The sequence below is a fragment of the Sphingomonas oligophenolica genome (assembly GCF_006438955.1).
Classification (GTDB): domain Bacteria; phylum Pseudomonadota; class Alphaproteobacteria; order Sphingomonadales; family Sphingomonadaceae; genus Sphingomonas; species Sphingomonas oligophenolica_A.
The window spans coordinates 1-25,468 of sequence record NZ_RCZK01000006.1; the positions used below are offsets into that span (position 1 = coordinate 1).

The following is a 25,468-nucleotide window of genomic DNA, read 5'->3' on the forward strand; positions in this document are numbered from 1 at the left end:
GTGGGCGCGTGATTATCTCCGATCTGGAGCCGGTCGCGAATCCCAACACGACCAACAAATACAAGATCGTCTGGCAGCGCTGCTACGGCAGCAAGACCGCCCACGCCTCCACTTATGGCACCGCGGGTCAAACCAACCTCGACGGCATCGGCCCGGCGGGCCAGCTGGCGGTAGCGCAGCCCGACAATGCGACGATGTTCGTCGAAGTGTATTATGAGTACAAACCGCTGATCGGACTCGGCTCGCGCGCGCCCAGCACGACGATCACCGAGATCGCGTCGATGGCGGTGCGCGATCGACGCGATCTGTCGCGAATTTACAACAACGAGAACGTCGCACTCTCGGCATGCTGATCGACCCACTGCACACGCAGCCGATCAGCTTCGATACGTCACCTTCTTTACCGCCGCGACGATCTTGTCGCTGCTGATCAGCGCCTGTTTCTCGAGGTTTGCGGCATAGGGCATCGGCACGTCCTCGTTGGCGACGCGGATCACCGGGGCGTCGAGATCGTCGAACCCCTCTTCCATGCAGATCGCGACGATTTCGGACGCGATCGAACACGTCGGCCAGCCTTCCTCGGCGACGACCATCCGGTTGGTCTTGGCGAGGCTCTTGAGCACCGTCGCCTTGTCGAGCGGGCGTAGCGTGCGCAGGTCGACGACCTCGACATCGATGCCCTCTTCGGCCAGCTTGGCGGCGGCTTCGAGCGCGAGCCCGACGCCGATCGAATAGCTGACGATGGTGACGTCGCTGCCCTCGCGCATCACCCGTGCCTTGCCGATCGGGAGCACCCAGTCGTCGAGTTTCGGAACCTCGAACGTCCGCCCGTAGAGCAGTTCGTTTTCGAGGAACACGACCGGATCCTGGCTGCGGATCGCGGCCTTGAGCAGGCCCTTGGCATCGGCGGCGTCATAGGGCGCGATCACGATCAGCCCGGGGACGCTGGCATACCACGGCGCATAATTCTGCGAATGCTGCGCGCCGACCCGGCTCGCGGCGCCATTGGGACCGCGGAAGACGATCGGGCAGCGCATCTGGCCACCCGACATGTAGTTGGTCTTCGCGGCGGAGTTCACGATGTGGTCGATCGCCTGCATCGCGAAGTTGAAGGTCATGAATTCGACGATCGGCCTCAGCCCCCCCATCGCCGCGCCAGTGCCGACGCCGGCAAAGCCATATTCGGTGATCGGGGTGTCGATGACGCGCTTGTCGCCGAATTCGTCGAGCAGGCCCTGCGTGACCTTGTACGCGCCCTGATATTGCGCGACCTCCTCGCCCATCACGAACACGCGCTCGTCGGCGCGCATTTCCTCGGCCATCGCATCGCGCAGCGCTTCGCGCAGCGTGATCTTGACCATCTCGGTGCCCGCGGGGACGTCCGGATCGGTGACCTCGGCGTCATGCTTGGCGGCCTCGAATATCTGGCGCGCGCCGGTTTCGACCTTGTGGGGGACCGGCTCCGCGGCTTTTTCGACCAGCGTGTCGTCCTTGCCGGCCTGTGCGGCGGGTTCCGGTTGTCGCTCGATCGAGGCGGTGGCGTCGTCGCCCTCGCCCGCGAGCGTCATGATCACGGTGCCGACCTTCACATTGTCGGTGCCCTCGGCAACGAGGATCTTGCCGACGATACCTTCGTCGACCGCCTCGAATTCCATCGTCGCCTTGTCGGTCTCGATCTCGGCCATGATGTCGCCGGACTTGACCTCGTCGCCTTCCTTGATGAGCCATTTGGCGAGCGTGCCCTCCTCCATCGTCGGGGAGAGCGCGGGCATCTTGATCTCGATTCCCATCAGTAGGACTCCACCAGCACGTCGGTATAAAGCTCGGTCTCATCGGGCTCGGGGGTCTGTTCGGCGAAATCGGCGGCTTCGTTCACGGTCTTGCGGATCTCCTGATCGAACGATTTGAGTTCGTCGTCCGTCATCCCCGCCTCCTGCAGCATCTTCTTGACGTGCTCGATGGGATCGGACTTGTCGCGTACCGCCTGGACCTCGTCGCGGCTGCGGTATTTGGCGGGGTCGGACATCGAATGGCCGCGATAGCGATAGGTCTTCATCTCGAGGATGATCGGCCCCTTCCCCGCGCGGACCCAGGCGAGCGCTTCTTCGGCGGCCCCGCGGCAGGCGAGCACGTCCATGCCGTCGACCTGGATACCAGGGATGCGGAAGCTTTCTCCGCGGCGGTAGAGCTGGTCCTCGGCGCTGCTGCGGTTGACGCTGGTGCCCATCGCGTACTGGTTGTTTTCGATGACGTAGATGATTGGGAGCTTCCACAGCTCAGCCATGTTGAAGCTCTCGTAGACCTGCCCTTGGTTCGACGCACCGTCGCCGAAATAGGCGAGGCAGACGCCGCCGTCCTCGGCATATTTGTGGCTGAACGCGAGTCCCGTGCCCAGCGACACCTGCGCGCCGACGATGCCGTGGCCGCCGTAGAATTTATGCTCGACGCTGAACATGTGCATCGAGCCACCCTTGCCCTTCGAGATGCCCGCCTGACGCCCAGTCAATTCGGCCATCACGTCCTGCGGCGGAATTCCGCACAGCAGCATGTGGCCGTGATCACGGTAGCCGGTGATCACGCTATCCTTGTCCGACAGCGCCGATTGCAACCCGACCGCGACCGCTTCCTGACCGATATAGAGGTGGCAGAAGCCGCCGATCAGCCCGAGGCCGTAGAGCTGCCCCGCCTTTTCCTCGAACCGGCGGATGAGCAGCATGTCCTTGTAGAATCGGACGAGTTCATCCTGCGTCGCCGCGTACGCGCTGGGCTCGGCGGGGCGTTCGCGGTTGGGCTTGGGGGGTTCGACGGTACGGGGGGCTTTGGCCACAAATAACCTCGGGGTCCTGGGGAGAGGAGATACGCCTATAGGCTCGGACCTTCGCGAACATCAATTCCCCACGCCGCGTCCGCGTTCCGGCTTGGGCAGCGCCAAGTACAGCCATGTTGCCCTTTCGCCGGACACCAGCCAAAGCGCACCCACGATGGCAAAGCCCATACATCCATTCCGCATCCCCGATTTCCGCGCCTATTGGCTGTCGCGCTTCACCGGCACGATCGCGGTGAGCGCGATGTCGATCGTCATCGGGTGGCAGGTCTATACCATCGCGCGGCTGACGATGGGCATCAAGGAAGCCGCATTCCTGCTCGGGATGATCGGTTTTTCGCAGTTCGTGCCGCTGTTCCTGCTGACCCCGATCACCGGGTTGGTCGCGGACAGCGTCGACCGGCGGTGGATCGTGCGGCTGACGACGATGCTGCTGCTCGTGACCGCGGCGACGCTGGGCTATCTGACCTGGGCAGACCGGCTGTCGCTGATCGCGCTGTTCGGCGCAGCGGTGGCGTTCGGCGTGTCGCGGGCGTTCGCTGGGCCAGCCTATTCGGCGCTCGCCCCCAATCTGGTCCCGCGCGACAGCCTGCCGACCGCGATCGCGGTAAGTTCGATCGCGTGGCAGGTGGGAACGATCGCGGGGCCGAGCGTGGGCGGCATTCTCTACGCGATCCATCCCGATGTCGCCTATGCGACCGCGACCGTCCTGTTCGGGATCGCACTGGCGATGATCTTCCTGATCGGACCGGTGCCGCAGCCGCCGGTGCAGAAGGATCACCGCCCGCTCGCGCGGATCGTCGAAGGCTTTTCCTATGTTCGCCGCAACCGGCTGGTGCTGGCGACGATCACGCTCGATCTGTTCGCGGTCTTGCTGGCGGGCGCGACCGCGCTGCTCCCGGTCTATGCGCGCGACATTTTGCATGTCGGCAGCCAGGGGCTCGGCATCCTGGCCGCGGGGATGGGGATCGGTGCGGCGACGACCGCGATCTGGTTCTCGGTTCGCCCGATGACGACCAATGTCGGGGTCAAGATGCTGTGGGCGGTCGTAATCTTCGGCCTTGCGATCCTGACCTTTGGGGTGTCGCGCTATTTCTGGCTGAGCCTGGTCGCGCTGATCGTCGCAGGCGGCGCGGACATGGTTTCGGTCTATGTCCGCCAGTCGCTAATTCAGCTTCACACCCCCGATGCGATGCGCGGGCGGGTAAGCGCGGTGTCGCAGCTCACCATTTCGGCATCGAACGAACTCGGCGAATTCGAGAGCGGGCTGCTCGCCAGCCTGCTCGGCCCGGTCGGCGCGGTGGTGGTCGGCGGGGTCGGCGCGATCACGGTCACGCTGATCTGGGCCAGGCTGTTTCCGGAACTCAAGGCTGCCAAGAGCTTTGACCAGCCAGAGAACCTAGCAATCCCCCCCCAACACGGAGTCGCTGTGCCATGAAGGCCAACACCATCCTGGAAACGATCGGCAACACGCCGCACATCCGCGTCGCCAAGCTGTTCCCCGATGCCGAGGTGTGGATCAAGTCCGAACGCGCCAACCCCGGCGGGTCGATTAAGGACCGGATCGCGCTCGCGATGATCGAAGCGGCCGAAGCTTCGGGCGAGTTGAAGCCTGGCGGCACGATCATCGAACCGACCAGCGGCAACACCGGGGTCGGGCTGGCGATGGTCGCAGCGGTCAAGGGCTACAAGCTGGTGTTGGTGATGCCCGAAAGCATGAGCCTGGAGCGGCGTCGCCTGATGCTGGCCTATGGCGCGAGCTTCGACCTGACGCCCAAGGAAAAGGGCATGAAGGGCGCGATCGAGCGCGCGATCGAGTTAATCGACCAGACGCCGAATTCATGGATGCCGCAGCAGTTCGAGAATCCCGCCAATATCGACGTCCACGTGAAGACGACCGCGCAGGAAATCCTGCACGACTTCGCGGACGATCCGATCGACGTGCTGATCACCGGGGTCGGCACCGGGGGCCATATCACCGGCGTTGCCGAAGCGCTGAAGAAGGTCTGGCCCAAGCTTCAGGTCTTCGCGGTCGAGCCCGCCGCGTCCCCGGTTATCGCGGGCGGCCAGCCGGGGCCGCATCCGATCCAGGGGATCGGCGCGGGGTTCATCCCCAAGAATCTGCATACCCAGTCGATCGACGGGGTGATCGAGGTCGACGCCGCGGTCGCCAAGGACATGGCGCGCCGCGCCGCGGCGGAGGAAGGGATGCTGGTCGGGATCAGTTCGGGCGCAACGCTCGCGGCGATCCTGCAGAAGCTGCCCGACCTGCCCGACGGCGCACGGGTTCTCGGGTTTAATTACGACACCGGCGAACGCTATCTGTCAGTCCCGGATTTCCTTCCGGAGGCGTGATGGCAGACTCTCCGTCGCGCGGCATCGGGCTGCGCGCGACCCTGTGCGCGATTGCGACCGGCGCGATCGCGTTGCCGCTGTGGGTGGTTGCCGACCCTCCGGCGATCCCGCCGCCGCCCAAGCTTGTCGTCGTGCCGCAGCGCGTCGTGCCGAAGGCGGAAGTCCCCGTCGTCGAACCGATGGCGCTCGTCGATCTGCCGCCCGAGGACGCGCGGGCGTTCAACGACACCATCCCGTTTTCGACCGCGCCCAATCCCGCTGCCCGGCCCTTCCATTTCAAGGGCGATGCCGCCAACCTGGCGCGCGCGACCGACTGCCTGACGGCCGCGGTGCTGTACGAGGCGGGCGACGACGCGGTGGGCGAACAGGCGGTGGCGCAGGTCGTGCTCAACCGGTTGCGGCATCCCGCGTTTCCCAAGACGTTGTGCGGGGTGGTGTTTGAAGGATCGGAACGCAGCACGGGGTGTCAGTTCACCTTCACCTGCGACGGCGCGCTGGCGCGCAAGCCATCCGAAACCGGATGGAAACGCGCGGCTGGGATTGCGGCGGCGGCGCTCGACGGCTCGGTCTACAAGTCGGTAGGCCAGTCGACGCATTATCATACCGACTGGGTGGTTCCCTATTGGCAGTCGAGCCTCGACAAAGTCGCCGCGGTCCATACCCATTTGTTCTTCCGTTGGACCGGCTGGTGGGGCACGCCTGCGGCGTTCAACCGGACCCCGTCGAGTGACGAGCCCGTCGAACGCCAGCTGGCGGCGTGGTCCGACGCGCATAAAATGGGGCTGGCGCTGGACCAGGCGGCGGGTGCGCTCGACGATGCCGCGACGCTGCTCGAACCGACCCCGCCCGCGGCGATGTCGAGCGACGCCAGCAGTTTCCTCGTCACGCTACCGCATGGCGCGGTGCCCGAAACCTTTCCCGCGCTCGCCGCGCGCGCGTGCGGCGAGCGGCTCTACTGCAAATATTCGGCCTGGGCGGATGCGGGCAAGACCCCGAACGCGCTGCCGCTGTCGGCGAGCGAGATCGCGACGATGACCTTCAGCTATCTGCGCGACCGATCCGCAGCCTACGAAAAGGCGCTGTGGAACTGCCAGCAGGTCAAGCGGCCGGACAAGACGCAGTGCATGAAAGTCCAGGTGTATCTAACCGCGCAGCCGGTCGAGACGACGCTGCCCCGGCCCGACACCAGCAAGTTGCCCAGGCCGACGTTGGAGCTGGAAGGCGTGCGGCGGATGGGGAAATTGCTGGTGCCTAAGTCCGAACTCATCCGGCCGGACGCGAGCACGCCGACGGCGCAACGCCCGGCCAAGCCCGCGCCACCGCCCGCCAAGTAACGGCGGTTAGCACCTCGAGTTTGCAGGAGGCGCGATGCTTCGCCAGAGCCCCGGTCGTGCTGAGCTTGTCGAAGCGCGTGAGATTCAAGCCCTTCGACAAGCTCAGGGCGAACGGGTCAGGGTCTTGATCGATGTAACGTCAATCGCGCGCTACGCCGCCGCGAACATCTCCGGCGGCAGCGCCATGAGTGAATCGGCACCGCCCTCGATCTCGCGGCGCAGCGCGCCCGCGCGCGGCATCACCCGTTCGGCGAAGAAGCGCGCGGTGACGAGCTTGGCGTCGAGGAAAGCGGTATCGCCCTCCCCTGCGGCCTTCAGCGATGCCGCGGCGGTCGCCATCCGCAGCCACATCACCCCGACCGCGACGATCCCCATTAGGTGCATATACGCATAAGCGCCCGCGCCGACATTATCGGGGTTCTTCATCCCGTTCGCCATGAACCACATCGTCGCGGCCTGGAGCTCGCCATTCGCCTTTTCGAGCGCGGTGGCGAGGCCTGCAACCGCCTCGTTGCCCTGCGCCGCGGCGACGTCGTCGGCGACGACCTTGAAGAACGCCTGGACCGCGCGGCCGCCATTCTGCGCGAGCTTGCGCCCGACCAAGTCCATCGCCTGGACGCCGTTCGTGCCCTCGTAGATCATCGCGATCCGGGCATCGCGGACATATTGCTCCATCCCCCATTCCTGGATGTAGCCATGGCCACCATAGACCTGTTGCGCGGTGGTCGCGATCTCATAGCCCTTGTCGGTGCCGACGCCCTTGATGACGGGGGTGAGGAGGCCGATCAGGTCGGCGGCCAGCTGACGATCGTCGTCCGATGCCGCGACATGTTCGAGATCGACCTGAAGCGCACCCCACAGGCACAGCGCGCGCAGCCCTTCGGTCCACGCCTTGCCCTCCATCAGCATCCGGCGGATGTCGGGATGGACGAACAGCGTGTCGGCCTTTTCCTGCGGGTCCTTCGGCCCGGTCAGCGCGCGGCCCTGGCGCCGATCGTGCGCATAATGGACCGCGTTCTGGTACGCGACCTCGGCGATCCCGAGCCCCTGGAGCCCGACCCCGAGCCGCGCGGCATTCATCATGATGAACATCGCCGCGAGCCCCTTCATCTCGTCGCCGACCAGCCAGCCCGTAGCGCCGTCATAGTTCATGACGCAGGTCGAATTGGCGTGGATCCCCATTTTATGCTCGATCGACCCGCAGCTGACCGCGTTGCGCGCGCTCAGGGTACCGTCGGCGTTGACCATGAATTTGGGCACGACGAACAGCGAAATGCCTTTCGACGAATCGGGCGCGCCGGGGGTCTTGGCGAGGACCAGGTGGATGATGTTGTCGGTGAGGTCGTGCTCGCCGCTCGAAATGAAGATTTTCGTTCCGGTGATCGCATAGCTGCCATCGGCCTGCGGCTCCGCCTTGGTGCGGATCAGGCCGAGGTCGGTCCCGCATTGCGGCTCGGTGAGGTTCATCGTGCCGCCCCATTCGCCCGACACCATCTTGGGGACGTACATCGCCTGCTGTTCGGGGCTGCCCTTAGCGATCAGTGCCGCGATCGCGCCGTGCGTGAGCCCCGGATACATGGCGAACGCCATGTTGGCGGAGATCATATATTCCTGGAACGCGGTCGAGACGACGTGGGGCATCCCCTGCCCGCCATATTCGGGCTGGTTGCCGAGCGTCGCCCAGCCGCTGTCGACGAACTGTCGATACGCCTCCTTGAACCCGTCGGGGGTCGTCACGCTGCCGTCGTCGTGGCGGGTGCACCCCTGCTGGTCGCCCGACTGGTTGAGCGGGAATAGCACTTCGGCGACGAACTTGCCGCCTTCCTCCAGCACCGCATCGACGACGTCGGGGCTCGCGGCTTCGAAGCCCGGGAGGTTAGCGTAGCGATCGAGCCCGACGACGTGGTCAAGCACGAAGCGCGTGTCGCGAACGGGGGGCGTGTACTCAGGCATCGATTATCCTTCATGGTCCTGGGCGCGCCCGGCTTCGAGCACGCCGACGAATTCGGTGAGTTCGAGAATCGCGGCGTCGAGATCGTGTTTCTGGCGTTCGAGCAGCGCGATCCGCGCGCGGCTGTGGTCGATCGCGACCTGGCGCTGGGTCCGCCGCCCGTCGCCGACGTCGTAGAGGTCGATCATCTCGCGAATCTCGCCCAGACTGAAGCCAACCCGCTTGCCGCGCAGGATCCACGCCAGCCGCGCGCGATCGCGATGCGAATAGTGGCGCTGGGTGCCGCGGCGTTCGGGCGCGATCAGCCCCTCGTCCTCGTAGAAGCGCAGCGTGCGCGCGGTGACGTCGAATTCCGTGCAGAGATCGGAGATCGAGAAACGGTCGCAGTCCGGTCGCGGGGCGACGACGGCATAGGCAGGTGCATTCGCCATGCCCCGCCTGTTAGGTCAGCTTTACGTTAACGTCAACCAGGGCAGAGTGGGGTGCGATCGGGCGCGCGCAGCGTCACCGCCTCCGACCGCGACGCGCTGAGATGCTCGACCGTCAGCGCGGCGAGCGAGGCGCGCCCGGTGCACAATCCGTGGCAGGCGTGAGGCATGGTGGCGGGGAACACCATCCGGTCGCCGACCAGTTGCGCGCGAAACCGGCAATCGCCGAAACGGATATCGACACGGTCGCCCTGGCGTTCGGCGGTGCCGCTGGCGGCGCAGCCCTGCGCCGGGCCGTAATCGACGAGCGCGCCGATGCGGTAAGATGACGGCCCGGCGGGAACAACGCAGACCCGATCGGTGTCGCGCGCCCAGGCCCCGACGAGATTGACGCGGGTCGGATCGACGATCAGCCCCGTGCGGGTGGCGGCGGCTTCGAGCGCTGCGCCGGCGCTATTGCTCGCCGTGCGGTCCGGGGCCGGACCGCATGCCGCCACTGCCAGCAATATCGTCAACGCGGACGCCCGCGTCATGGCAATCGGACGAGCGACCCGCCCTCGACGCGGCGGTAGAAGCAACTCGGCTCACCGGTATGGCACGCGGGGCCGGCGGGATCGGCGATCACCCACAGCGCATCCTGATCGCAGTCGATCCGCAACTCGACGACGCGCAGGACGTTGCCCGACGTCTCGCCCTTCTTCCACAGCCGCTGGCGGCTGCGCGAGAAGAAATGCGCCTCGCCGCTCGCCTGGGTCGCGGCCAACGCCTCGGCGTTCATGTGCGCCACCATCAGCAGCGCGCCCGCGCCATCGGTCACCACCGCAGTGATCAGCCCGGCGGCGTCGTATTTCGGGTCCAGCACCAATTCGGTTTCGCGGAGATCGGTCATCCGCGATCCCTAACCCGCGCAGCGCCGGTGCGGAAGCTCCCGCTAGCCTTGGTCGCGGATCGCCTTGACCAGTTCGGTCTTGTCCATCGTGGAACGGCCCTCGATCCCGATCTCCTGTGCCTCGTCCATCAAATCGTCCTTGGTGCGGTCCTCGAGATTGGTGCCGCGGTGATCGAGCGTCCCCGCGGCCTTCGCATTGGCGATCCGGGCAGCTTTCTCCTTCGAATTGCCCTGCTTGCGGAGGTCTTCGTAGAGCGTGTCGTCCTTGATCTGGTTGCCGTGGTCCTGCGCCATCCTATGTCTCCGTGTCGATCGAGCGAAAACCCGCGACGCGACGGAACGCTCCCGATCGTCATGACAAAGGGCGACAATGCGCGCACCTGCCCCTATAGGCAGCGGCGCTACCTGAGCGAGCGACCGCAACGATGCTGACCACGAACCCCTATGACGACGACAAACTCCGTGAAGAGTGCGGGGTGTTCGGCGTGTCCGGCAGCGACAGTGCCGCGGCGCTCGTCGCGCTGGGGCTCCACGCGCTCCAGCATCGCGGGCAGGAAGCCGCGGGAATCACCAGCTTCGACGGCGCGCATTTCCACACCCATCGCGCGATGGGGCATGTCGCGGGCAATTTCGATCGTGACGAGATCATCCGCGCGCTGCCCGGCGATGTCGCGTGCGGCCACGTCCGCTATTCGACGACCGGCGAGACCGCGCTGCGCAACGTCCAGCCGCTCTATGCCGACCTGTCGACCGGCGGCTTCGCGATCGCGCACAACGGCAATATCTCGAACGCGATGAAGCTGCGCCGCGACCTCGTCCGGCGCGGATCGATCTTCCAGTCGACCAGCGATACCGAAACGATCATCCACCTGGTCGCAACGAGCAGCTATCGCACGCTGATGGACCGGTTCATCGACGCGCTGAAGCAGGTCGAGGGCGCCTATTCGCTCGTCGTCATGACCCCCGAAGGGATGATCGCGTGCCGCGACCCGCTGGGCATCCGGCCGCTGGTGATGGGCAAGCTGGACGGCGCGGTGATCTTCGCCTCCGAGACGGTGGCGCTCGACGTCGTCGGCGCGACCTTCGAACGTTCGGTCGAGCCGGGCGAGTTGATCATCGTCCAGGGTACGGAAATCCGCTCGATCAAGCCGTTCGCGCCGCTCGCGCCGCGCCCCTGCATCTTCGAATGGGTGTATTTCTCGCGCCCCGATTCGATCGCGGGGGACCAGTCGGTCTATACCGTCCGCAAGGCGATCGGCGCGCAGCTCGCGATCGAATCGCCGGTCGACGCTGATCTCGTCATTCCGGTGCCCGATTCGGGCGTCCCCGCCGCGATCGGCTATGCGCAGGAATCGGGGATCCCGTTCGAACTCGGCATCATCCGCTCGCACTATGTCGGGCGGACCTTCATCCAGCCTGGCGACAAGGTCCGTCACCTGGGCGTCAAACTGAAGCACAACGCCAACCGCGCGCTGATCAAGGGCAAGCGGGTGATCCTGGTCGACGATTCGATCGTCCGCGGCACCACCAGTCTCAAGATCGTGCAGATGATGCGCGATGCCGGGGCGGCCGAGGTGCATATGCGGATCGCGAGCCCGCCAACGCGGCATTCGTGCTTCTATGGCGTCGATACCCCCGAGAGCTCGAAGCTGCTCGCATATAAGCTCGACGTTGCGGGGATGACCGATTTCATCCACGCCGACAGCCTGTCGTTCGTGTCAATCGACGGTCTCTACAAGGCGCTCGGCGAGGCGCACCGCGCCGACATCCGCCCCAAATATTGCGACGCCTGCTTTACGGGCGATTATCCGACCACGTTGACCGACCATGACGATACCGTCACCGTCGACCAGTTCGCGTTGCTCGCCGAACGCGTCATCTAGACCCACGGAGTTACCATGACCGACCAGCCTCTCGCCGGGCAGCTTGCGCTCGTCACCGGTGCCAGCCGCGGGATCGGCGCCGCGACCGCCACCGCGCTCGCCGCCGCGGGCGCGCATGTCGTGCTGACCGCGCGCACCGCCAAGGCGCTGGAGGGAATTGAACAGGCGATCTTCGACGCGGGCGGCTCAGCGACGATCGCGCCGCTCGACCTGACCCAGACCGACAGTATCGCCAAGTTGGCGACCGCGATTTCGGGCCGCTGGCAGGCTCTCGACGTGATGGTGCTGAATGCGGGGATGCTGGGCAGTCTGTCGGCGGTACCCGCGATCGATCCTAAGGAATTCGCGCAACTGCTGACACTCAACGTCAGCGCGCAGGTCGCATTGATCGCGGCATTCGACCCGATGCTGCGCAAGGCGGCGGCGGGCAAGGTCATCGGGGTGACCTCCAGCGTCGGGCTCAAGCCACGCGCGTATTGGGGGGCGTACGGCGCATCGAAGGCGGCGTTCGAGACATTGCTCGGCGCCTATGGCGACGAGACGTGCGACATCTCCAAGATCCGGACCGCGATCGTCGATCCGGGGGCGACGCGGACCGCGATGCGCGCGCGAGCCTATCCGGGGGAGGATCCCGATTCAGTGAAGCCGCCCGAAACGGTGGCGGCGCGGATCGTGGCGCTGGCGATGGACGGATTCGCGGCGGGGCATCGCGAGCGGGTGGATTGAGACGACCGCACCCAGCTTCCGTTCGCCCTGAGCTTGTCGAAGGGCGTGGCCACCAAGTGCTTCGACAGGCTCAGCACGAACTTTATTAGGGGGACTTCACCAACGTCACCTGCGCTACATCGATGCCGCCACCACGGAAGCCGCCTTCGCAATACATCAGGTAATAGCGCCACAGCGCCTTGAACCGGGCGTCGAGCCGCGCGGGTAGCCGCCCGTCGCGGTCGGCGGCGTCGAAGCGGTCGCGCCACTGGCGGAGCGTTTCGGCATAATCCTGGCCGAGCGGGACGCGGTCGGTCCAGGCGAGACCGCGCGCCTCGGCAAGCGCGCGAAAACGGCTTTCGCTGAGCAGCATGCCGCCGGGGAAGATATAGCGCTGGATGAAATCAACACTCGCGGCATAGGCATCGAACACGTCGTCGGCGATCGCGATATACTGGATCGCGGCATGACCGCCGGGTTTGAGTACGCGCGCGATCGTGTCGAGATAGGCGGGCCAGAACCGCTGCCCGACCGCCTCGACCATCTCGATGCTCGCCACTGCATCATAGGTGCCGATGACGTCGCGATAATCGATCAGCGAGACGGTGACGCCATCGAGGCCATCCCCAGCAATCCGCGCGAGCACCGCGTCGCGCTGTTCGGTCGACAGCGTCAAGCCGTGGACGCGGCGTCCCTGCTGCGCGGCGCATTCGGCGAACGATCCCCAGCCGCAGCCGATTTCGAGGATCGTGTCGCCCGGCGCGGTCGCGGTGCGATCGAGGATCGCGGCGAGCTTGCGCGCCTGCGCCGCCTCGATCGTATCGCCGGGCGCGAACATGGCGCTCGAATAGGTCAGCCCGGCGTCGAGCCACGCGCGGTAGAAATCATTGCCGAGGTCGTAATGGTCGGCGATGTTCCGCCGTGCACCAGTGCGGCTGTTGCGGCGGAGCGCGTGCCAGCCGCGCAATGCCAGCCGTTGCCATCCCCCTGCCCGCGCCGACCGTCCCAGCGACACGCGGTTGCGCATGAACAGATCGAACAGCGGGACGGCATCGGGGCTCGACCAGTCGCCCGCGGCCCAACCCTCATACCAGCCAACCGACCCCGCAGTGGCGAGCCGGACGAGCGCGCGCCAGCGATGGATCGTGACCACCGGCAGCGGGCCCGGCTGGCGCCCGCCGAGCAGGCGATGGGTTCCGTCGGGCAGATGCGCGTCGATCCCACCCTCGGCGAGCCCGGCGTCGATCCGGTCGAGAAAATGGTGGAACACGGGCGCGAGCGCGCGCGCGATCATGGTGCCGCGGTTGTTTTCCTGATCGATCGAGCCCCCGGCATTCATCGCGCCGTCCATGGCGCAGCAGGGCGGTGTAGGAAAGCCCGGAAGGGTGGACCGGTCAGACGTTCTTCACCGCGGCCAGTGCGCGTTCGCGCGCTTCGCGGTGGCCGATGATCTTGGCCGGATAGGCGTTGGGCTTGCAGCCTGCTTCCTCGGGATCGTGGATCGCGGCGTCGGGCACGTCGCGCAGTTCGGGGACGAATGCGCGGATATAGCCCGCCGCATCGAACCTTTCCGACTGGCTGAGCGGCGCCATGATCCGGCTGAACATGTTCGAATCGACCCCGGTCCCCGCGACCCATTGCCAGTTGACGCTATTGTTGCCGTAATCGGCATCGACGAGGCAATCCCAGAACCACTTCTCGCCCTCGCGCCAGTCGATCAGCAAGTGCTTCACGAGGAAGCTTGCGACGATCATCCGGACGCGGTTGTGGATCCAGCCGGTGGTCCAGAGCTGGCGCATCCCCGCATCGACGATCGGGTAGCCGGTGCGGCCCTGCTGCCACGCCGTCAGGTCCGATTTCGACGACCGCCAGCGTAGTTGGTCGAACCTGGGGCGGCCGTTCGCATCGGCATAGTCGGGCAGTTCGACGATCACGCCCGCGGTGAAATCACGCCACGCGAGTTCCTTGCGGAAAGTCTGCACGCCCTGCCCGCGCCCGTCGATCGTGCGCCAGATGTCGCGCGGGCTGATCTCGCCGAAATGGAGATGCGGCGAGAGCCGCGCGGTACCCTCGATCGAGGGGAGATTGCGGTCCCCGTCGTAATCGTCGGCGATCCGCGCGAAGCGATCGACCGCGCGGTGGGCGGCGTCCTCGCCCGCGTCCCAGATGTCGAAACCAGTCGACCAATCGGGTTGGGTCGGAAGCAGCTTCCAGTCGGCGAGGGTATCCGAGGCCGGCCATTGCTCGGGCGCGGGAATCGTGTGCGGCACGGGGAGCGGATCGCCGGGCGGCATCTGCTCGGCCAGCGCCTTCCAGAACGACGAATAGACCTTGTACTGGGTGCCCGCGCCGGTGGTGATGTCCTCGACCGGCGCAAGGTAATTGCCGTCGTGGAGGCAGAGCGCGTCGCCGAGTGCCTCCTCCGCCTTGCGCCACCAGGGTTCGTAGTGGCGGATCGCGTGGATGCGGGTCGCGCCGGTGTCCTTCATCAGCGCCTTCAGCACCGTGACGCCGTCACCCTGCCGCAGGATCAGGCGGCTGCCCTTGTCCTTGAGCGACGCGGCGAACGCGTCGAGCGCTTGGTGGAGATACCAACGCTGCGCGGCGCCGATCCGCCAGGTGCCGGGCGCGTCGTCGTCGAGGATATAGACCGGGATGACGGAGGCTTCATGCGCGGCGGCGACGAGCGCGGGCTGGTCGCGGAGGCGGAGATCCTGACGGACCCAGAGAATGACGGGGGTGGGCATCAATTCCTCCCCGGCACGGGGAGGGGGACCGCTCGCCAGAGCGGTGGAGGGGGACTTCCGCAATCGGTATCGTGCGTGGGCCCCCCCCTCCACCAGCCTGCGGCTGGTCCCCCTCCCCGTGCCGGGGAGGCTTTAAATAACATGCGGCTGTTTCTCGACCTGCCAGGTCTGACCCTGACTCAGGAGCTTCTGGAGGTCGGGCTTCTTGCCCGCGCTGGCCTGTGCATTCTGCGCGATGACCGCGCTGTCGAAGGTCGGGGCGGGATCGTCGTAGATCACCCCCAGCGCCATCGGAAACTCGCCGAACGGCATGTCGACCAGCATGTGCGCCAGGCTGCGGTTGGTCTGATCGTGGGTCATCACCGCCGACGTGTCGCCATCGACGATGTCGACGACGGTGAGCGCGAGCGCGGCGGCATCGAACGCCAGCCCCTTGGTGCCGCCCGCGAACACCAGCGGCGCGCCGTGTTCGACCCATAGCTGCGAGGTCGCGGCGTTGGGCTTGGCGGCGAAGGGCGCGAACACGTCGTCGTTATAGACGATGCAGTTCTGGAAGATCTCGCAGAACGCGGTGCCCTGGTGCGCATAGGCGGCCTTGAGCACGCTGACGAGATTCTTGTGGATGTCGATCCCGCGCGCGACGAACCGTGCGCCGCTGCCGAGCGCGAAGGCGCAGGGGTTGGCGGGGGTGTCGATCGAGCCGAGCGGGGTCGAGGGTGAGCGGGTGCCGACCCGGCTGGTCGGAGAATATTGGCCCTTGGTCAGCCCGTAGATCTCGTTGTTGAACAGCAGCACCTGGCAATTCAGGTTGCGGCGCAGCAGGTGCATCGTGTGGTTGCCGCCGATGCTGAGCGCGTCACCGTCGCCGGTAATGATCCACACGTCGAGCTCGGGATTGGCGAGCTTGATCCCGGTCGCCACTGCAGGGGCGCGGCCGTGGATGGTATGGAAGCCATAGGTTTCCATATAATAGGGGAAGCGCGACGAGCAGCCGATGCCGCTGACGAACACGGTGTTTTCAGGCCGCGCGCCGATTTCGGGCATGGTCCGCTGGACCGCCTTGAGGATCGCATAGTCGCCGCAGCCGGGGCACCAGCGCACCTCCTGATCGGTTTCCCAATCCTTGGGTTTTGTTGCGATTGGGGTCATGTCGTTCATGATGAATTCCGGGGCAAAGGTAACGAAGGTAACGCGACGTCAGTGCGGAAAATGCGACGAACTGTTCATGAGACCGTTCATGGCGTGACCGCCTCGATGCTGGGCAGTTGGTCGCTATTCACCGCCACCTCGCCCCCAGGATGACCCGCGAGCGCGGCATCGATCGCGGCTTCGATCTCGGCGATCTGGAACGGCTGGCCCGACACCTTGTTGAGCGGCTTCGCATCGACCAGGAACTGGTCGCGCAGGACCGTCTTGAGCTGGCCGGTGTTCATTTCGGGCACCAGGATATGCGCGAAGCCCCGCAGTAGGACAGCCATATTCTTGGGCATCGGCCAAATGTGGCGGATGTGGATGTGGCTGACGTCGAGCCCACGCTGGCGCGCGCGGCGGACCGCCTGGTGGATCGGGCCGAAGGTCGAACCCCAGCCGACGATCGCAAGCGTGCCGCTGGTTTCGCCGAGTTCGACCTGCTGGTCGGGGATCGCGATATTGTCGACCTTCGCCTTGCGGATGTCGGTCATCGCCTGATGGTTTTCGGGGCCGTATTCGATGTTGCCGGTGCCCTGCTGCTTTTCGATCCCGCCGATGCGGTGGAGCAGCCCGGGGGTGCCGGGGATCGCCCAGGGACGCGCGAGCTTGGCATCGCGCGCGTAGGGCTGGAACCCGCCCTCAGGCACGTGATCCAGGAATTGCACCGGGAAGGGTTCGTAGTCGGCGACGTCGGGCACCTTCCACGGTTCGGCGGCATTGGCGATATAACCGTCGGTCAGCAGCATGACCGGGGTCATGTACTGCGTCGCGATCCGCACCGCCTCGATCGCGCAATCGAAGCAATCCGCGGCCGATCGTGCGGCGATGACGGGCATCGGCGCGTCACCATTTCTACCGTATACTGCTTGATATAGGTCGGATTGTTCCGTCTTGGTAGGAAGTCCGGTCGATGGCCCGCCGCGCTGCGAATTGACGATCACGAGCGGCAATTCGGTCATAATCGCGAGGCCCATCGCCTCGCCCTTCAGCGCGATGCCGGGTCCCGACGATGAGGTGACGCCGAGCTGGCCCGCGTAGCTCGCACCGATCGCCGATGCGATCGCGGCGATCTCGTCTTCCGCCTGGAAGGTGGTGACGCCGAATTCCTTAAGCCGCGACAGGCTGTGGAGGATCGCCGAGGCGGGGGTGATCGGATAGCCGCCGAAGAACATCTTCACGTTGGCGAGTTGCGCACCCGCGACAAGGCCGAGGCTGATCGAATCCGCGCCGGTGACGGTGCGCCAAAGCCCTTCCTCCGCCGGGGCGACCGCGATGTGATGCTGCTGCAGCCGCTTGTCCCCAAGCCCACCCCCGGAAATCTCGGCGGTCTCGCCATAGGCGTGGCCCGCGTTAAGCGCGGCGATATTGGCTTCGGCGAGCGTCGGTGCCTTCGCGAATTTCTTGGTCAGCCAGTCGACGATCGGCGCACGATCACGATCGAACATCCAGAGCGCGAGCCCCAGCGTCCACATGTTCTTGCAGCGCAGCGCTTCCTTGTTGCCGAGCCCGAACGGCTTGACCGCTTCGAGCGTCAGCTGGCTGATATTGAACGCCATCAGCTGCCATTTGGCGAGGCTGCCGTCGGTCAGCGGGTTGGCGTCGTACTTCGCCTTGGCGAGGTTGCGGTCGCCGAATTCGCCCTCGTCGGCGATGATCAGCCCGCCGATCTTGAGCGACTGGACGTTGGTCTTGAGCGCGGCGGGGTTCATCGCGACGAGTACGTCGGGGGCGTCCCCGGCGGTTTCGATCGCGGTCGAGCCGAAGTTGATCTGGAACGCCGAGACGCCGAACAGCGTACCCTGCGGCGCGCGGATTTCGGCGGGGAAATCGGGGAAGGTCGCCAGGTCGTTGCCCGCGAGTGCGGTCGAGAGCGTGAACTGACCCCCGGTCAACTGCATCCCGTCACCCGAATCGCCCGCAAAGCGGACGACGATCGATTCGGCTAGGGGATGCGCGGATGCTTCCGCGGGCGTGACGTCGTGGGCGGCTGTCGCCATTTTCGTTCCTCGGGCAGTCATGCGGTCGCGCCCTCTCTATGGGTGGCGCGCGGTTCGACCAACGTAGAATGATATGGGCGCTGCGCAAACTGCCTTTGTCGTCGTGCCGTTATGGCGCCCCCGTCATCGCCGCGCCGAGCGTCAGGATCGCGGCGACGTGGCGCTGCGCGATCGCGAGCGCATCGTTGCCATAGCCGCCGCCGACGGTGCTCGCGACCGGAATACCCCGCGACGTCATGAGCCGCGCGATCAGCCGGTCGCGGCGGATCAGTCCGTCGAGCGTCAGCGACAACCGCCCGAGCCGGTCGCCCGCGAACGGATCGACCCCCGCCTGATACAGGACGAGATCGGGCTTCACCGCGTCGAGCAGCGGCGCGAGCGTGCGTTCGAGCGTGGCGCAATAGGCGTCGTCGCCGGTGCCGTCGGCGAGGGGGACGTCGAGCGTCGAGCGTGCTTTGCGCGCGGGGAAATTCTTGTCGGCGTGGATCGAATAGGTCGCGATGTCGATACGCCCCGCGAGCAGACTGGCGGTGCCGTCGCCCTGGTGGACGTCGCAATCGACGATCAGGACGGTCGCGACCGTCGCTTCCTCGATCAGCCGGACCGCGGCGATCGCGAGATCGTTGAACACACAATAGCCCGCGCCGGTGTCATGGAGCGCATGGTGGCTGCCGCCCGCGGTGTTCGCGGCGAAACCGTGTTTCAAGGCGAGGTGCGCGGCGAGCCAGGTGCCGCCGGGGACGATCGCGGCGCGGCGCGCGACCGCGGGGGTAATCGGAAAGCCGATCCGGCGCGTCTTGGCGGGCGGCACGCGCGCCTCGAGGACCTCGGCGACATAGTCGGGATCGTGGACCGCTTCGAGCGCCGCCAGCGGCATCGGGTCGGGCCGGTGCCACGCGATCCGATCGCCCTCGGCGCGCAGCAGATCGCGGATCAGCCCGTTCTTGTTCCACTGGTAGGTGGATCGCGCTGGCGCGGGGTTGCCCCGCAACGGATTACTTTGCGGGGCCCCCGGCGCATCGGCGACATAATCGGGGTGATGGACGACATGGATCACGCGGCATAGGTAGGGATGAAAGCGGCGCACCAGAAGCACCGGGTTGAGGAGATAGCATGACCGACACGACCATCGAGGCACCCGCCGCCGATTCCGCAGCGGCACCGGCGCCCTATGTCCGCCCCGACGTGCGCGGCTTCCTCGATTTCCTCAACAATCTGCCCGGCCCCAAGATGCACGAACTCGACGCGCCGACCGCGCGACAGGTATATATCGCGATGAAGGAGGTCGCGGATCTGCCGCTGGGCGAGTTGGCGACGGTGCAGGACCTGACGATCCCCGGCCCCGCGGGCGACATTCCGGCGCGGCTGTTCGATGCGCGCGCCACCCGCGAGCCGGGGCCTGCGGTGGTGTTCTTCCATGGCGGCGGGTTCGTGATCGGCAATATCGACAGCCACGCGACCTTCTGCGCGGAGATGGCGAGAGTGCTCGACGTGCCGGTGGTGTCGGTCGACTATCGGCTGGCGCCGGAACACGCCTGGCCCGCCGCGCCCGACGATTGCGAGGCGGCGGCGCGCTGGGTCGCCGACAGTCCCGCGGCACTCGGGCGGAGCGTGACCAGCCTGATCCTGTGCGGCGACAGCGCGGGCGGCACGCTGACGATCGTCGCCGCGATGGACCTGCGCGACAACCCCGCCAAGGTGCCGGTGATCGTCCAGGCGCCGATCTATCCCGCCGCGGACACGGCGAAACTGTATCCGTCGTATGAGGAGTTCGCCGAAGGCTTCCTGCTGACGCGCGCGTCGATGGACTGGTTCAACGACGCGTATCGCGCCGACGTCACGCACATGCGCGGATCGCCGATGGCGGGGGGGCTGGAGGGGCTGCCCCCCGCGGTGATCATCACCGCCAGCCTCGACCCGATCCGCGACCAGGGTCGCGCCTATGCGGGGGCGCTGATCGCGCAGGGGATTCCGGTGGTGTTCCGCGAGGCGGTGGGAAATATCCACGGCTTCATCAACCTGCCAAAGGCGGTGCCGTCGAGCGTCGGCGACATCGCGGGGTATCTCGCAGCGGTGAAGATGATGGTCGCGGAGGCCGAGGGCGCACGGGTCATGCGCCAGGCGGCGGGGTGACGACAGCGGGAAGCGCCATGACCGACCCCACCACCCTGCCCTATCGCCCGTGCGCGGGGATCATGCTCGTCAATCGCGACGGCAGGATCTTCGTCGGGCAGCGAATCGATACGACGCTGGAGGCATGGCAAATGCCGCAGGGCGGGATCGATCCGGGCGAAGACGCGCTCGACGCCGCGATCCGCGAGCTGGGCGAGGAGACGGGGATCGTGCCCGCGCATGTCGAACTGATCGCCGCAGCCCCCGACGAGCTGTATTACGACCTGCCGCCCGAGATGATCGGCAAGGTGTGGAAGGGTAAATGGCGCGGGCAGCGGCAGCGCTGGTTCCTGTTTCGCTTTCTGGGTAGCGACCGCGACATCGACATCGCGACCGCGCATGAGGAATTCCGCGCCTGGCGGTGGAGCGATCCGGCCGACCTTCCCCGCCTGATCGTGCCGTTCAAACGCGCGCTGTACGACAAGGTGCTCGCCGCATTCGCGCCCCATCTGGCCGCAGACCGGGCGGCGCGGCTTCCCGTCGCGAATCGAGCCGACTAGAGCGACCGCATGATCGCGTTCGTTGTTGCCGCCGCCCTCGCCCTGTCACCCGCATTGCTCGATGCCCCTCTGCCCAGCGCGACGCCGGGTGACAGCGACGTGCCGATCCCCGCCGCGATCAAGGCGATGCTGGATGCGGCGATCGAATCGGGCAACGAGGGCGATGTCGCGACGATCGTCAAATATGCGCGGGTCGCCGATCCCGCGACCGCGGACACCGTGCTGCACATCGCCGGCACCTGGCGCGCCGATCGCGCCGCTGCGCGCAACGAGACGATCCGCGCGGCGGGGATGTTCGACCTGTGGAGGGGGCGCGCCGAACTCGGCGGGTATCGCACCTCGGGCAATTCGGACACGCTGGGGCTGACCGCGGTGCTCGATGCGACCCGCGAGGGGCTGAACTGGCGGCACAAATTCCATGCCCAGACGGACTATACCGAGAACGCGGGCGTCACGACCCGCGAACATTATCTCGCCAGCTACGAACCCAATTACAAGATCGACGAGCGGCTCTACATCTATGGCGCGGCACAATATGAATCGGACCGGTTCCTCGGCTATTACGACCGCGCGTCGACCTCGGTCGGGGCGGGGTACAGCGCGATCAAGTCGCCCTCGATCAAGCTTGATGTCGAACTCGGCCCCGCGTTCCGCCACACCTATCTCACCGACGGCACCACGCAGGACAGCCCCGCCGCACGTGGGACGGTGGATTTCCAGTGGAAGCTGCTGGCGGGACTGACGCTGTCGCAGACCGGATCGGCCTATGCGCAGCGCTATAATTCGACGGTCAGCGGGACGACCGCGGTCAACGCCAAGCTGATCGGGCCGTTGTCAGCGCAGCTATCCTATTACGTCCAGTACGAGAGCGAACCCCCGGTCGGGTCGGTATCGACCGATACCACCAGCCGCGCGGCGCTGGTCTATAGCTTCTAGGGTACCCCGGTGGTTTGGCGCGCGATTGTTCGCTAGTGACCGGGGATGACTTCACTATCCGATGACGAACGCGCGGCGGTGGCGGGCATCGACCAGGCTGCGATGCTGGCGCAGGTCGAACGCTGGGCGGCGATCAACAGCGGGACGCGCAACCTTGCCGGGGTCGCGGCGATGGCGGGCGAGCTGGCCGACGCGTTCGCGGTGCTGCCCGGCGACGTCGCGATGGTCGACGCGGTGCCGGTCGAAAGCGTGGGCGCGGACGGCGCGGTGTCGGTGCTCGATCATGGTCGCCACCTGCATCTCACGGTACGTCCCGACGCGCCGGTCCAGATGCTGCTGACCGGGCATATGGACACGGTGTATCCGGTCGATCACGCGTTCCAGACGCTGACGCATCGCGACGACGGGACGATCAACGGCCCCGGCACCGCCGACATGAAGGGCGGGCTGGCGACGATGCTCGCGGCGTTGATGGCGGTCGAGACGACGCCGCTCGCGGCGCGGCTGGGCTATGAAGTCGTGATCAATTCGGACGAGGAAACGGGCAGCTTTTCCTCCGCTACGCTGCTGGCATCTGCGGCGCGGGGCAAGATCGCGGCGCTGACCTACGAACCCGCGCTCGCCGACGGGACGCTCGCGGGCGCACGCGGCGGCACCGGCAATTTCTCGATCGTGGTGCGGGGCCTCAGCGCGCACGCCGGGCGCAACCCCGACGACGGACGCAACGCGGTGCTCGCCGCCGCCGACATTGCGCTGCGGCTCGCCGAGGCGCGCGGGCCGCGCCTCTCGGTGAACCCTGCGCGGATCGACGGCGGCGGGCCGAACAACGTCGTCCCCGATCTCGCGGTGCTGCGGGTCAACTTCCGTCCCGCGACCAGCGACGAGATCGCACGCGCGCAGGCGCATATCGACGCCGCGGTCGCGATGGTCGCGGCCAAGCATGACGTCAGGATCGAGGTCCATGGCGGCTTCAACCGACCGCCCAAGCCGATCGACGCGCAGGCGGAAAAGCTGTTTGGGCTGGTCAAGGCGGCGGGCGGCGACCTGGGGCTCGCCATCGCGTGGCGCGCGACCGGGGGGGTGTGCGACGGCAACAACATCGCCGCGGCGGGCGTCCCCGTCGTCGACACGATGGGGGTGCGCGGCGGCGCGATCCATTCACCGGACGAATTCATGATCGTCGACAGCCTCGCCGAGCGCGCCGCGCTGTCGGCGGTGACGATGCTGCGGCTCGCGACACAAGGACGGTTATGACCTTCATCATTCGACCCGCGCGGCTGGGCGACCTGCAGCATCTCTACGAAATGGCCAAGCTGACCGGGGGCGGCTTCACCAACCTGCCCCCCGACCGCGCATCGCTGACCGCGAAGCTCGAACGCAGCGAAGCGGCGTTCGCGCGCGACGGCGACGCGCTCGAGGACGAACTGTTCGTGCTGGTGCTCGAAAACCTCAAGACCCACGAGGTGCGGGGGACGTGCCAGCTGTTCACCCGGGTGGGGCAAACGAACCCCTTCTACAGCTATCGCATCGGCACGCTGACCCAGCACAGCCGCGAACTCGACCGGACGTTTCGTGCCGAAATGCTGGCGTTGACGACCGATCTTGAGGGTTCGTGCGAAGTCGGTGGACTGTTCCTCCATCCCGGCGAACGCGCAGGCGGACTCGGCCTGCTGCTCGCGCGGAGCCGGTATCTGTTCATCAAGACGCACCGCGCCCGGTTCGCCGACCGCATCCTCGCCGAATTGCGCGGGATCATCGACGAGGCGGGGGGATCGCCGTTCTGGGACGGTCTGGCGGGGCGGTTCTTCGGGATGAATTTCCAGGACGCCGACCAGTTCAACGCGAGCCACGGCCACCAGTTCATCGCCGACCTGATGCCCAAACACCCGATCTACACCGCGATGCTGTCCGAGACCGCGCGCTCGACGATCGGGCTGCCGCACCCGTCGGGGCGGGCGGCGATGCGGATGCTGGAGAACGAAGGCTTCGCCTATGCGAATTACGTCGATATCTTCGACGGCGGGCCGACAATGACCGCGCTGACCGACAAGGTGAAATCGATCGCGGCGGCGAAGGAAAGCCGGATTCTGACCTGCGACCAGGATGGCGGCCAGGAATCGCTGATCGCGACCGGGCGGCTGACGGATTTCCGCTGCGCCTATGGGCTGGTGCGCGAGGTCGGCGACGCGATCGTGTTGTCGCGCGACTGCGCGCAGGCGCTGCGCGTCGGCGAGGACGACCATGTGCTCCACGTCGGCCGACTATGAGCGTCGTCGAGATCAATTTCGACGGGATCGTCGGGCCGAGCCACAATTATGCGGGGCTGTCGCCGGGCAACCTCGCGGCGACCGGCAATGCGGGCGCAGCGTCGCATCCCCGCGCCGCGGCGTTGCAGGGGATCGCGAAGATGCGCGCCAATCTGGCGCTCGGGCTGGTGCAGGGGATATTCGTGCCGCCGCCGCGCCCCGATCATCGCTGGCTTGCGACGCTGGCGACCGATTACGCCGCCGCGCCCGCGCATCTTGCCGCGCAGGCGATGTCGGCATCGGCGATGTGGGCGGCGAACGCCGCGACCGTCTCGCCCGCCGCGGACACGCGCGACGGCACCTGCCACCTGACCGTCGCGAACCTGGTGACGATGCCGCATCGCAGCCACGAATGGCGCGACACGCTCGCGCAATTGCGTGTCGCGTTCGCGGACCCCGCCTTCAGCGTCCATGCGCCCATCCCCGCGCCGTTCGGCGACGAGGGTGCGGCGAACCACATGCGGCTGTGCGCGCGGCATGGCGAACCCGGCATCGAGATCTTCGTCTACGGCGTCAGTGGCGGCCCCTTTCCGGCGCGCCAGCACCGCGAGGCGAGCGCGGCGGTCGCACGCGCGCACGGGCTCGATCCCGATCGCGTCCTGTTCGTCGCGCAGTCGGAAGCGGCGATCGCGGCGGGGGCGTTCCACAATGACGTCGTCGCGGTAGCGAACGAGCGCGTACTGTTTGCGCACGAACAGGCGTTTGCGGACAGCACGGCGTTCTACGCCGACCTGCGCCGGCTGATGCCCGAGGTCGAGATCGTCGAGGTGCCCGCGGGCGCGGTGAGCCTGGCCGATGCGATCGCCTCCTATCTGTTCAACGCGCAGCTCGTGACCCCGCCCGACGGCGCGCCGACGCTGATCGTGCCAAGCGAGGCGCGCGAGACCGCAACGGTATCGGCATGGCTCGACGCGCATGTCGCGGGCAATGGCGCGATCCGCCGGATCGAGACCGTCGACGTGCGCGAATCGATGGCCAATGGCGGTGGCCCGGCATGCTTGCGGCTGCGCGTGGTCGCGGACCCGGCGACGGTCGACCCGCGGTTCCTGGTCGATTCTGCACGACTCGACCGGATCGCAGGCGTGATCGAGGCAACCTGGCCCGATCGGATCGATCCCGCGCGGATCGGCGACGCCGCGCTCGTCGTCGCGGTCGAGGCGGCGCACGCCGCGCTGCTCGACGCGCTCGATCTTGTCGGGTTATTTGACAGTTAACCCTGGTCGGTAACGCGGATCGACGCGTTTCCGGGA

The 25,468-nt window shown here is 66.7% G+C and carries 23 protein-coding genes and 1 pseudogene; 12 read left to right on the forward strand and 12 right to left on the reverse strand.

Going from position 1 to position 25,468, the window contains the following annotated elements; translation table 11 throughout:
• Positions 1–353, forward strand: a pseudogene (locus EAH84_RS15970) (TadE/TadG family type IV pilus assembly protein); the annotation flags it as partial.
• A gap of 24 nt (positions 354–377) precedes the next feature.
• Here EAH84_RS15970 and EAH84_RS08735 read toward each other — a convergent pair.
• Both EAH84_RS08735 and pdhA read right to left on the reverse strand, forming a co-directional pair.
• The gene (locus tag EAH84_RS08735) at positions 378–1,790 is read right to left on the reverse strand and encodes a pyruvate dehydrogenase complex E1 component subunit beta (RefSeq protein WP_140870758.1); all 1,413 of its coding nucleotides are present in this window, start codon (positions 1,788–1,790) and stop codon (positions 378–380) included.
• Entirely contained in the window at positions 1,790–2,827 is a 1,038-nt protein-coding gene (pdhA, locus tag EAH84_RS08740) for a pyruvate dehydrogenase (acetyl-transferring) E1 component subunit alpha (RefSeq protein ID WP_140870761.1), read from the reverse strand. Before pdhA ends, EAH84_RS08735 begins: the two co-directional genes overlap by 1 nt.
• A gap of 154 nt (positions 2,828–2,981) precedes the next feature.
• On the opposite strand from pdhA, the gene EAH84_RS08745 reads away from it, so the two are divergent.
• The 3 genes from EAH84_RS08745 to EAH84_RS08755 are packed head-to-tail and all read left to right on the forward strand — an operon-like array spanning position 2,982 to position 6,513.
• Entirely contained in the window at positions 2,982–4,262 is a 1,281-nt protein-coding gene (locus EAH84_RS08745) for an MFS transporter (RefSeq protein ID WP_140870764.1), read from the forward strand.
• A complete protein-coding gene (cysK, locus tag EAH84_RS08750) occupies positions 4,259–5,179 on the forward strand; it encodes a cysteine synthase A (RefSeq protein WP_140870765.1) in 921 nt (306 codons plus the stop codon). The genes EAH84_RS08745 and cysK overlap by 4 nt, the downstream gene beginning before the upstream one ends.
• On the forward strand, positions 5,179–6,513 hold the full coding sequence (locus tag EAH84_RS08755; RefSeq protein WP_140870768.1) for a cell wall hydrolase: 1,335 nt from the start codon (positions 5,179–5,181) through the stop codon (positions 6,511–6,513). The genes cysK and EAH84_RS08755 overlap by 1 nt, the downstream gene beginning before the upstream one ends.
• Before the next feature lie 150 nt (positions 6,514–6,663).
• Here EAH84_RS08755 and EAH84_RS08760 read toward each other — a convergent pair whose 3' ends face one another.
• The 5 genes from EAH84_RS08760 to EAH84_RS08780 are packed head-to-tail and all read right to left on the reverse strand — an operon-like array spanning position 6,664 to position 10,075.
• Entirely contained in the window at positions 6,664–8,466 is a 1,803-nt protein-coding gene (locus EAH84_RS08760) for an acyl-CoA dehydrogenase C-terminal domain-containing protein (protein ID WP_140870771.1), read from the reverse strand.
• Between the two features lie 3 nt (positions 8,467–8,469).
• Entirely contained in the window at positions 8,470–8,895 is a 426-nt protein-coding gene (locus EAH84_RS08765) for a MerR family transcriptional regulator (RefSeq protein ID WP_140870774.1), read from the reverse strand.
• A gap of 32 nt (positions 8,896–8,927) precedes the next feature.
• Positions 8,928–9,425, reverse strand: coding sequence for a hypothetical protein (locus tag EAH84_RS08770; protein WP_140870777.1), 498 nt, complete (start codon positions 9,423–9,425; stop codon positions 8,928–8,930).
• Entirely contained in the window at positions 9,422–9,781 is a 360-nt protein-coding gene (hisI, locus tag EAH84_RS08775; protein ID WP_140870780.1) for a phosphoribosyl-AMP cyclohydrolase, read from the reverse strand. Before hisI ends, EAH84_RS08770 begins: the two co-directional genes overlap by 4 nt.
• A gap of 42 nt (positions 9,782–9,823) precedes the next feature.
• On the reverse strand, positions 9,824–10,075 hold the full coding sequence (locus EAH84_RS08780; protein ID WP_140870783.1) for a Rho termination factor N-terminal domain-containing protein: 252 nt from the start codon (positions 10,073–10,075) through the stop codon (positions 9,824–9,826).
• Positions 10,076–10,206: 131 nt separating this feature from the next.
• Between EAH84_RS08780 and purF the strand changes: the two genes are divergently transcribed.
• Complete coding sequence (gene purF, locus EAH84_RS08785; protein WP_140870785.1) at positions 10,207–11,664, forward strand: amidophosphoribosyltransferase; 1,458 nt, start codon at positions 10,207–10,209, stop codon at positions 11,662–11,664.
• A gap of 15 nt (positions 11,665–11,679) precedes the next feature.
• On the forward strand, positions 11,680–12,390 hold the full coding sequence (locus EAH84_RS08790; RefSeq protein ID WP_140870788.1) for an SDR family NAD(P)-dependent oxidoreductase: 711 nt from the start codon (positions 11,680–11,682) through the stop codon (positions 12,388–12,390).
• A gap of 85 nt (positions 12,391–12,475) precedes the next feature.
• Here EAH84_RS08790 and EAH84_RS08795 read toward each other — a convergent pair whose 3' ends face one another.
• The 5 genes from EAH84_RS08795 to EAH84_RS08815 form a co-directional block, all read right to left on the reverse strand.
• Entirely contained in the window at positions 12,476–13,663 is a 1,188-nt protein-coding gene (locus EAH84_RS08795) for an SAM-dependent methyltransferase (RefSeq protein WP_241656536.1), read from the reverse strand.
• A gap of 100 nt (positions 13,664–13,763) precedes the next feature.
• The gene (locus EAH84_RS08800; protein ID WP_140870794.1) at positions 13,764–15,116 is read right to left on the reverse strand and encodes a cryptochrome/photolyase family protein; all 1,353 of its coding nucleotides are present in this window, start codon (positions 15,114–15,116) and stop codon (positions 13,764–13,766) included.
• A 132-nt stretch (positions 15,117–15,248) separates the two neighbouring features.
• Entirely contained in the window at positions 15,249–16,274 is a 1,026-nt protein-coding gene (locus EAH84_RS08805) for a 2-oxoacid:ferredoxin oxidoreductase subunit beta (RefSeq protein WP_140870797.1), read from the reverse strand.
• A gap of 77 nt (positions 16,275–16,351) precedes the next feature.
• Positions 16,352–18,304: a 2-oxoacid:acceptor oxidoreductase subunit alpha gene (locus EAH84_RS08810; RefSeq protein WP_140870800.1), complete on the reverse strand. Its 1,953-nt coding sequence runs from the start codon at positions 18,302–18,304 to the stop codon at positions 16,352–16,354.
• Positions 18,305–18,413: 109 nt separating this feature from the next.
• Positions 18,414–19,361 carry a histone deacetylase family protein gene (locus EAH84_RS08815; RefSeq protein WP_140870803.1) on the reverse strand — a complete coding sequence of 316 codons (948 nt, stop codon included), beginning with the start codon at positions 19,359–19,361 and terminating at the stop codon, positions 18,414–18,416.
• A gap of 56 nt (positions 19,362–19,417) precedes the next feature.
• Between EAH84_RS08815 and EAH84_RS08820 the strand changes: the two genes are divergently transcribed.
• From EAH84_RS08820 to EAH84_RS08845, 6 genes are read left to right on the forward strand one after another with little or no spacing between them, the layout of a single operon-like run.
• The gene (locus EAH84_RS08820) at positions 19,418–20,437 is read left to right on the forward strand and encodes an alpha/beta hydrolase (protein WP_140870806.1); all 1,020 of its coding nucleotides are present in this window, start codon (positions 19,418–19,420) and stop codon (positions 20,435–20,437) included.
• 17 nt (positions 20,438–20,454) lie between these two features.
• The gene (locus EAH84_RS08825; protein WP_140870808.1) at positions 20,455–20,976 is read left to right on the forward strand and encodes an RNA pyrophosphohydrolase; all 522 of its coding nucleotides are present in this window, start codon (positions 20,455–20,457) and stop codon (positions 20,974–20,976) included.
• A gap of 9 nt (positions 20,977–20,985) precedes the next feature.
• Positions 20,986–21,912: a DUF481 domain-containing protein gene (locus tag EAH84_RS08830; protein ID WP_140870811.1), complete on the forward strand. Its 927-nt coding sequence runs from the start codon at positions 20,986–20,988 to the stop codon at positions 21,910–21,912.
• Between the two features lie 45 nt (positions 21,913–21,957).
• Positions 21,958–23,166, forward strand: coding sequence for a hydrolase (locus EAH84_RS08835; protein WP_140870814.1), 1,209 nt, complete (start codon positions 21,958–21,960; stop codon positions 23,164–23,166).
• Complete coding sequence (locus EAH84_RS08840) at positions 23,163–24,179, forward strand: arginine N-succinyltransferase (protein ID WP_140870816.1); 1,017 nt, start codon at positions 23,163–23,165, stop codon at positions 24,177–24,179. Before EAH84_RS08835 ends, EAH84_RS08840 begins: the two co-directional genes overlap by 4 nt.
• The gene (locus EAH84_RS08845; RefSeq protein WP_140870820.1) at positions 24,176–25,432 is read left to right on the forward strand and encodes an N-succinylarginine dihydrolase; all 1,257 of its coding nucleotides are present in this window, start codon (positions 24,176–24,178) and stop codon (positions 25,430–25,432) included. The genes EAH84_RS08840 and EAH84_RS08845 overlap by 4 nt, the downstream gene beginning before the upstream one ends.
• Positions 25,433–25,468 lie beyond the last annotated feature (36 nt).

Coding starts and splice junctions, on each gene's coding strand:
- EAH84_RS08735 (WP_140870758.1), bottom strand. CDS start 1,790: ATGGGAATCGAGATCAAGATGCCCGCGCTCTCCCCGACGATGGAGGAG.
- EAH84_RS08745 (WP_140870764.1), top strand. CDS start 2,982: ATGGCAAAGCCCATACATCCATTCCGCATCCCCGATTTCCGCGCCTAT.
- cysK (WP_140870765.1), top strand. CDS start 4,259: ATGAAGGCCAACACCATCCTGGAAACGATCGGCAACACGCCGCACATC.
- EAH84_RS08755 (WP_140870768.1), top strand. CDS start 5,179: ATGGCAGACTCTCCGTCGCGCGGCATCGGGCTGCGCGCGACCCTGTGC.
- EAH84_RS08760 (WP_140870771.1), bottom strand. CDS start 8,466: ATGCCTGAGTACACGCCCCCCGTTCGCGACACGCGCTTCGTGCTTGAC.
- EAH84_RS08765 (WP_140870774.1), bottom strand. CDS start 8,895: ATGGCGAATGCACCTGCCTATGCCGTCGTCGCCCCGCGACCGGACTGC.
- EAH84_RS08770 (WP_140870777.1), bottom strand. CDS start 9,425: ATGACGCGGGCGTCCGCGTTGACGATATTGCTGGCAGTGGCGGCATGC.
- hisI (WP_140870780.1), bottom strand. CDS start 9,781: ATGACCGATCTCCGCGAAACCGAATTGGTGCTGGACCCGAAATACGAC.
- EAH84_RS08780 (WP_140870783.1), bottom strand. CDS start 10,075: ATGGCGCAGGACCACGGCAACCAGATCAAGGACGACACGCTCTACGAA.
- purF (WP_140870785.1), top strand. CDS start 10,207: ATGCTGACCACGAACCCCTATGACGACGACAAACTCCGTGAAGAGTGC.
- EAH84_RS08790 (WP_140870788.1), top strand. CDS start 11,680: ATGACCGACCAGCCTCTCGCCGGGCAGCTTGCGCTCGTCACCGGTGCC.
- EAH84_RS08795 (WP_241656536.1), bottom strand. CDS start 13,663: ATGATCGCGCGCGCGCTCGCGCCCGTGTTCCACCATTTTCTCGACCGG.
- EAH84_RS08800 (WP_140870794.1), bottom strand. CDS start 15,116: ATGCCCACCCCCGTCATTCTCTGGGTCCGTCAGGATCTCCGCCTCCGC.
- EAH84_RS08805 (WP_140870797.1), bottom strand. CDS start 16,274: ATGAACGACATGACCCCAATCGCAACAAAACCCAAGGATTGGGAAACC.
- EAH84_RS08810 (WP_140870800.1), bottom strand. CDS start 18,304: ATGGCGACAGCCGCCCACGACGTCACGCCCGCGGAAGCATCCGCGCAT.
- EAH84_RS08820 (WP_140870806.1), top strand. CDS start 19,418: ATGACCGACACGACCATCGAGGCACCCGCCGCCGATTCCGCAGCGGCA.
- EAH84_RS08825 (WP_140870808.1), top strand. CDS start 20,455: ATGACCGACCCCACCACCCTGCCCTATCGCCCGTGCGCGGGGATCATG.
- EAH84_RS08830 (WP_140870811.1), top strand. CDS start 20,986: ATGATCGCGTTCGTTGTTGCCGCCGCCCTCGCCCTGTCACCCGCATTG.
- EAH84_RS08835 (WP_140870814.1), top strand. CDS start 21,958: ATGACTTCACTATCCGATGACGAACGCGCGGCGGTGGCGGGCATCGAC.
- EAH84_RS08840 (WP_140870816.1), top strand. CDS start 23,163: ATGACCTTCATCATTCGACCCGCGCGGCTGGGCGACCTGCAGCATCTC.
- EAH84_RS08845 (WP_140870820.1), top strand. CDS start 24,176: ATGAGCGTCGTCGAGATCAATTTCGACGGGATCGTCGGGCCGAGCCAC.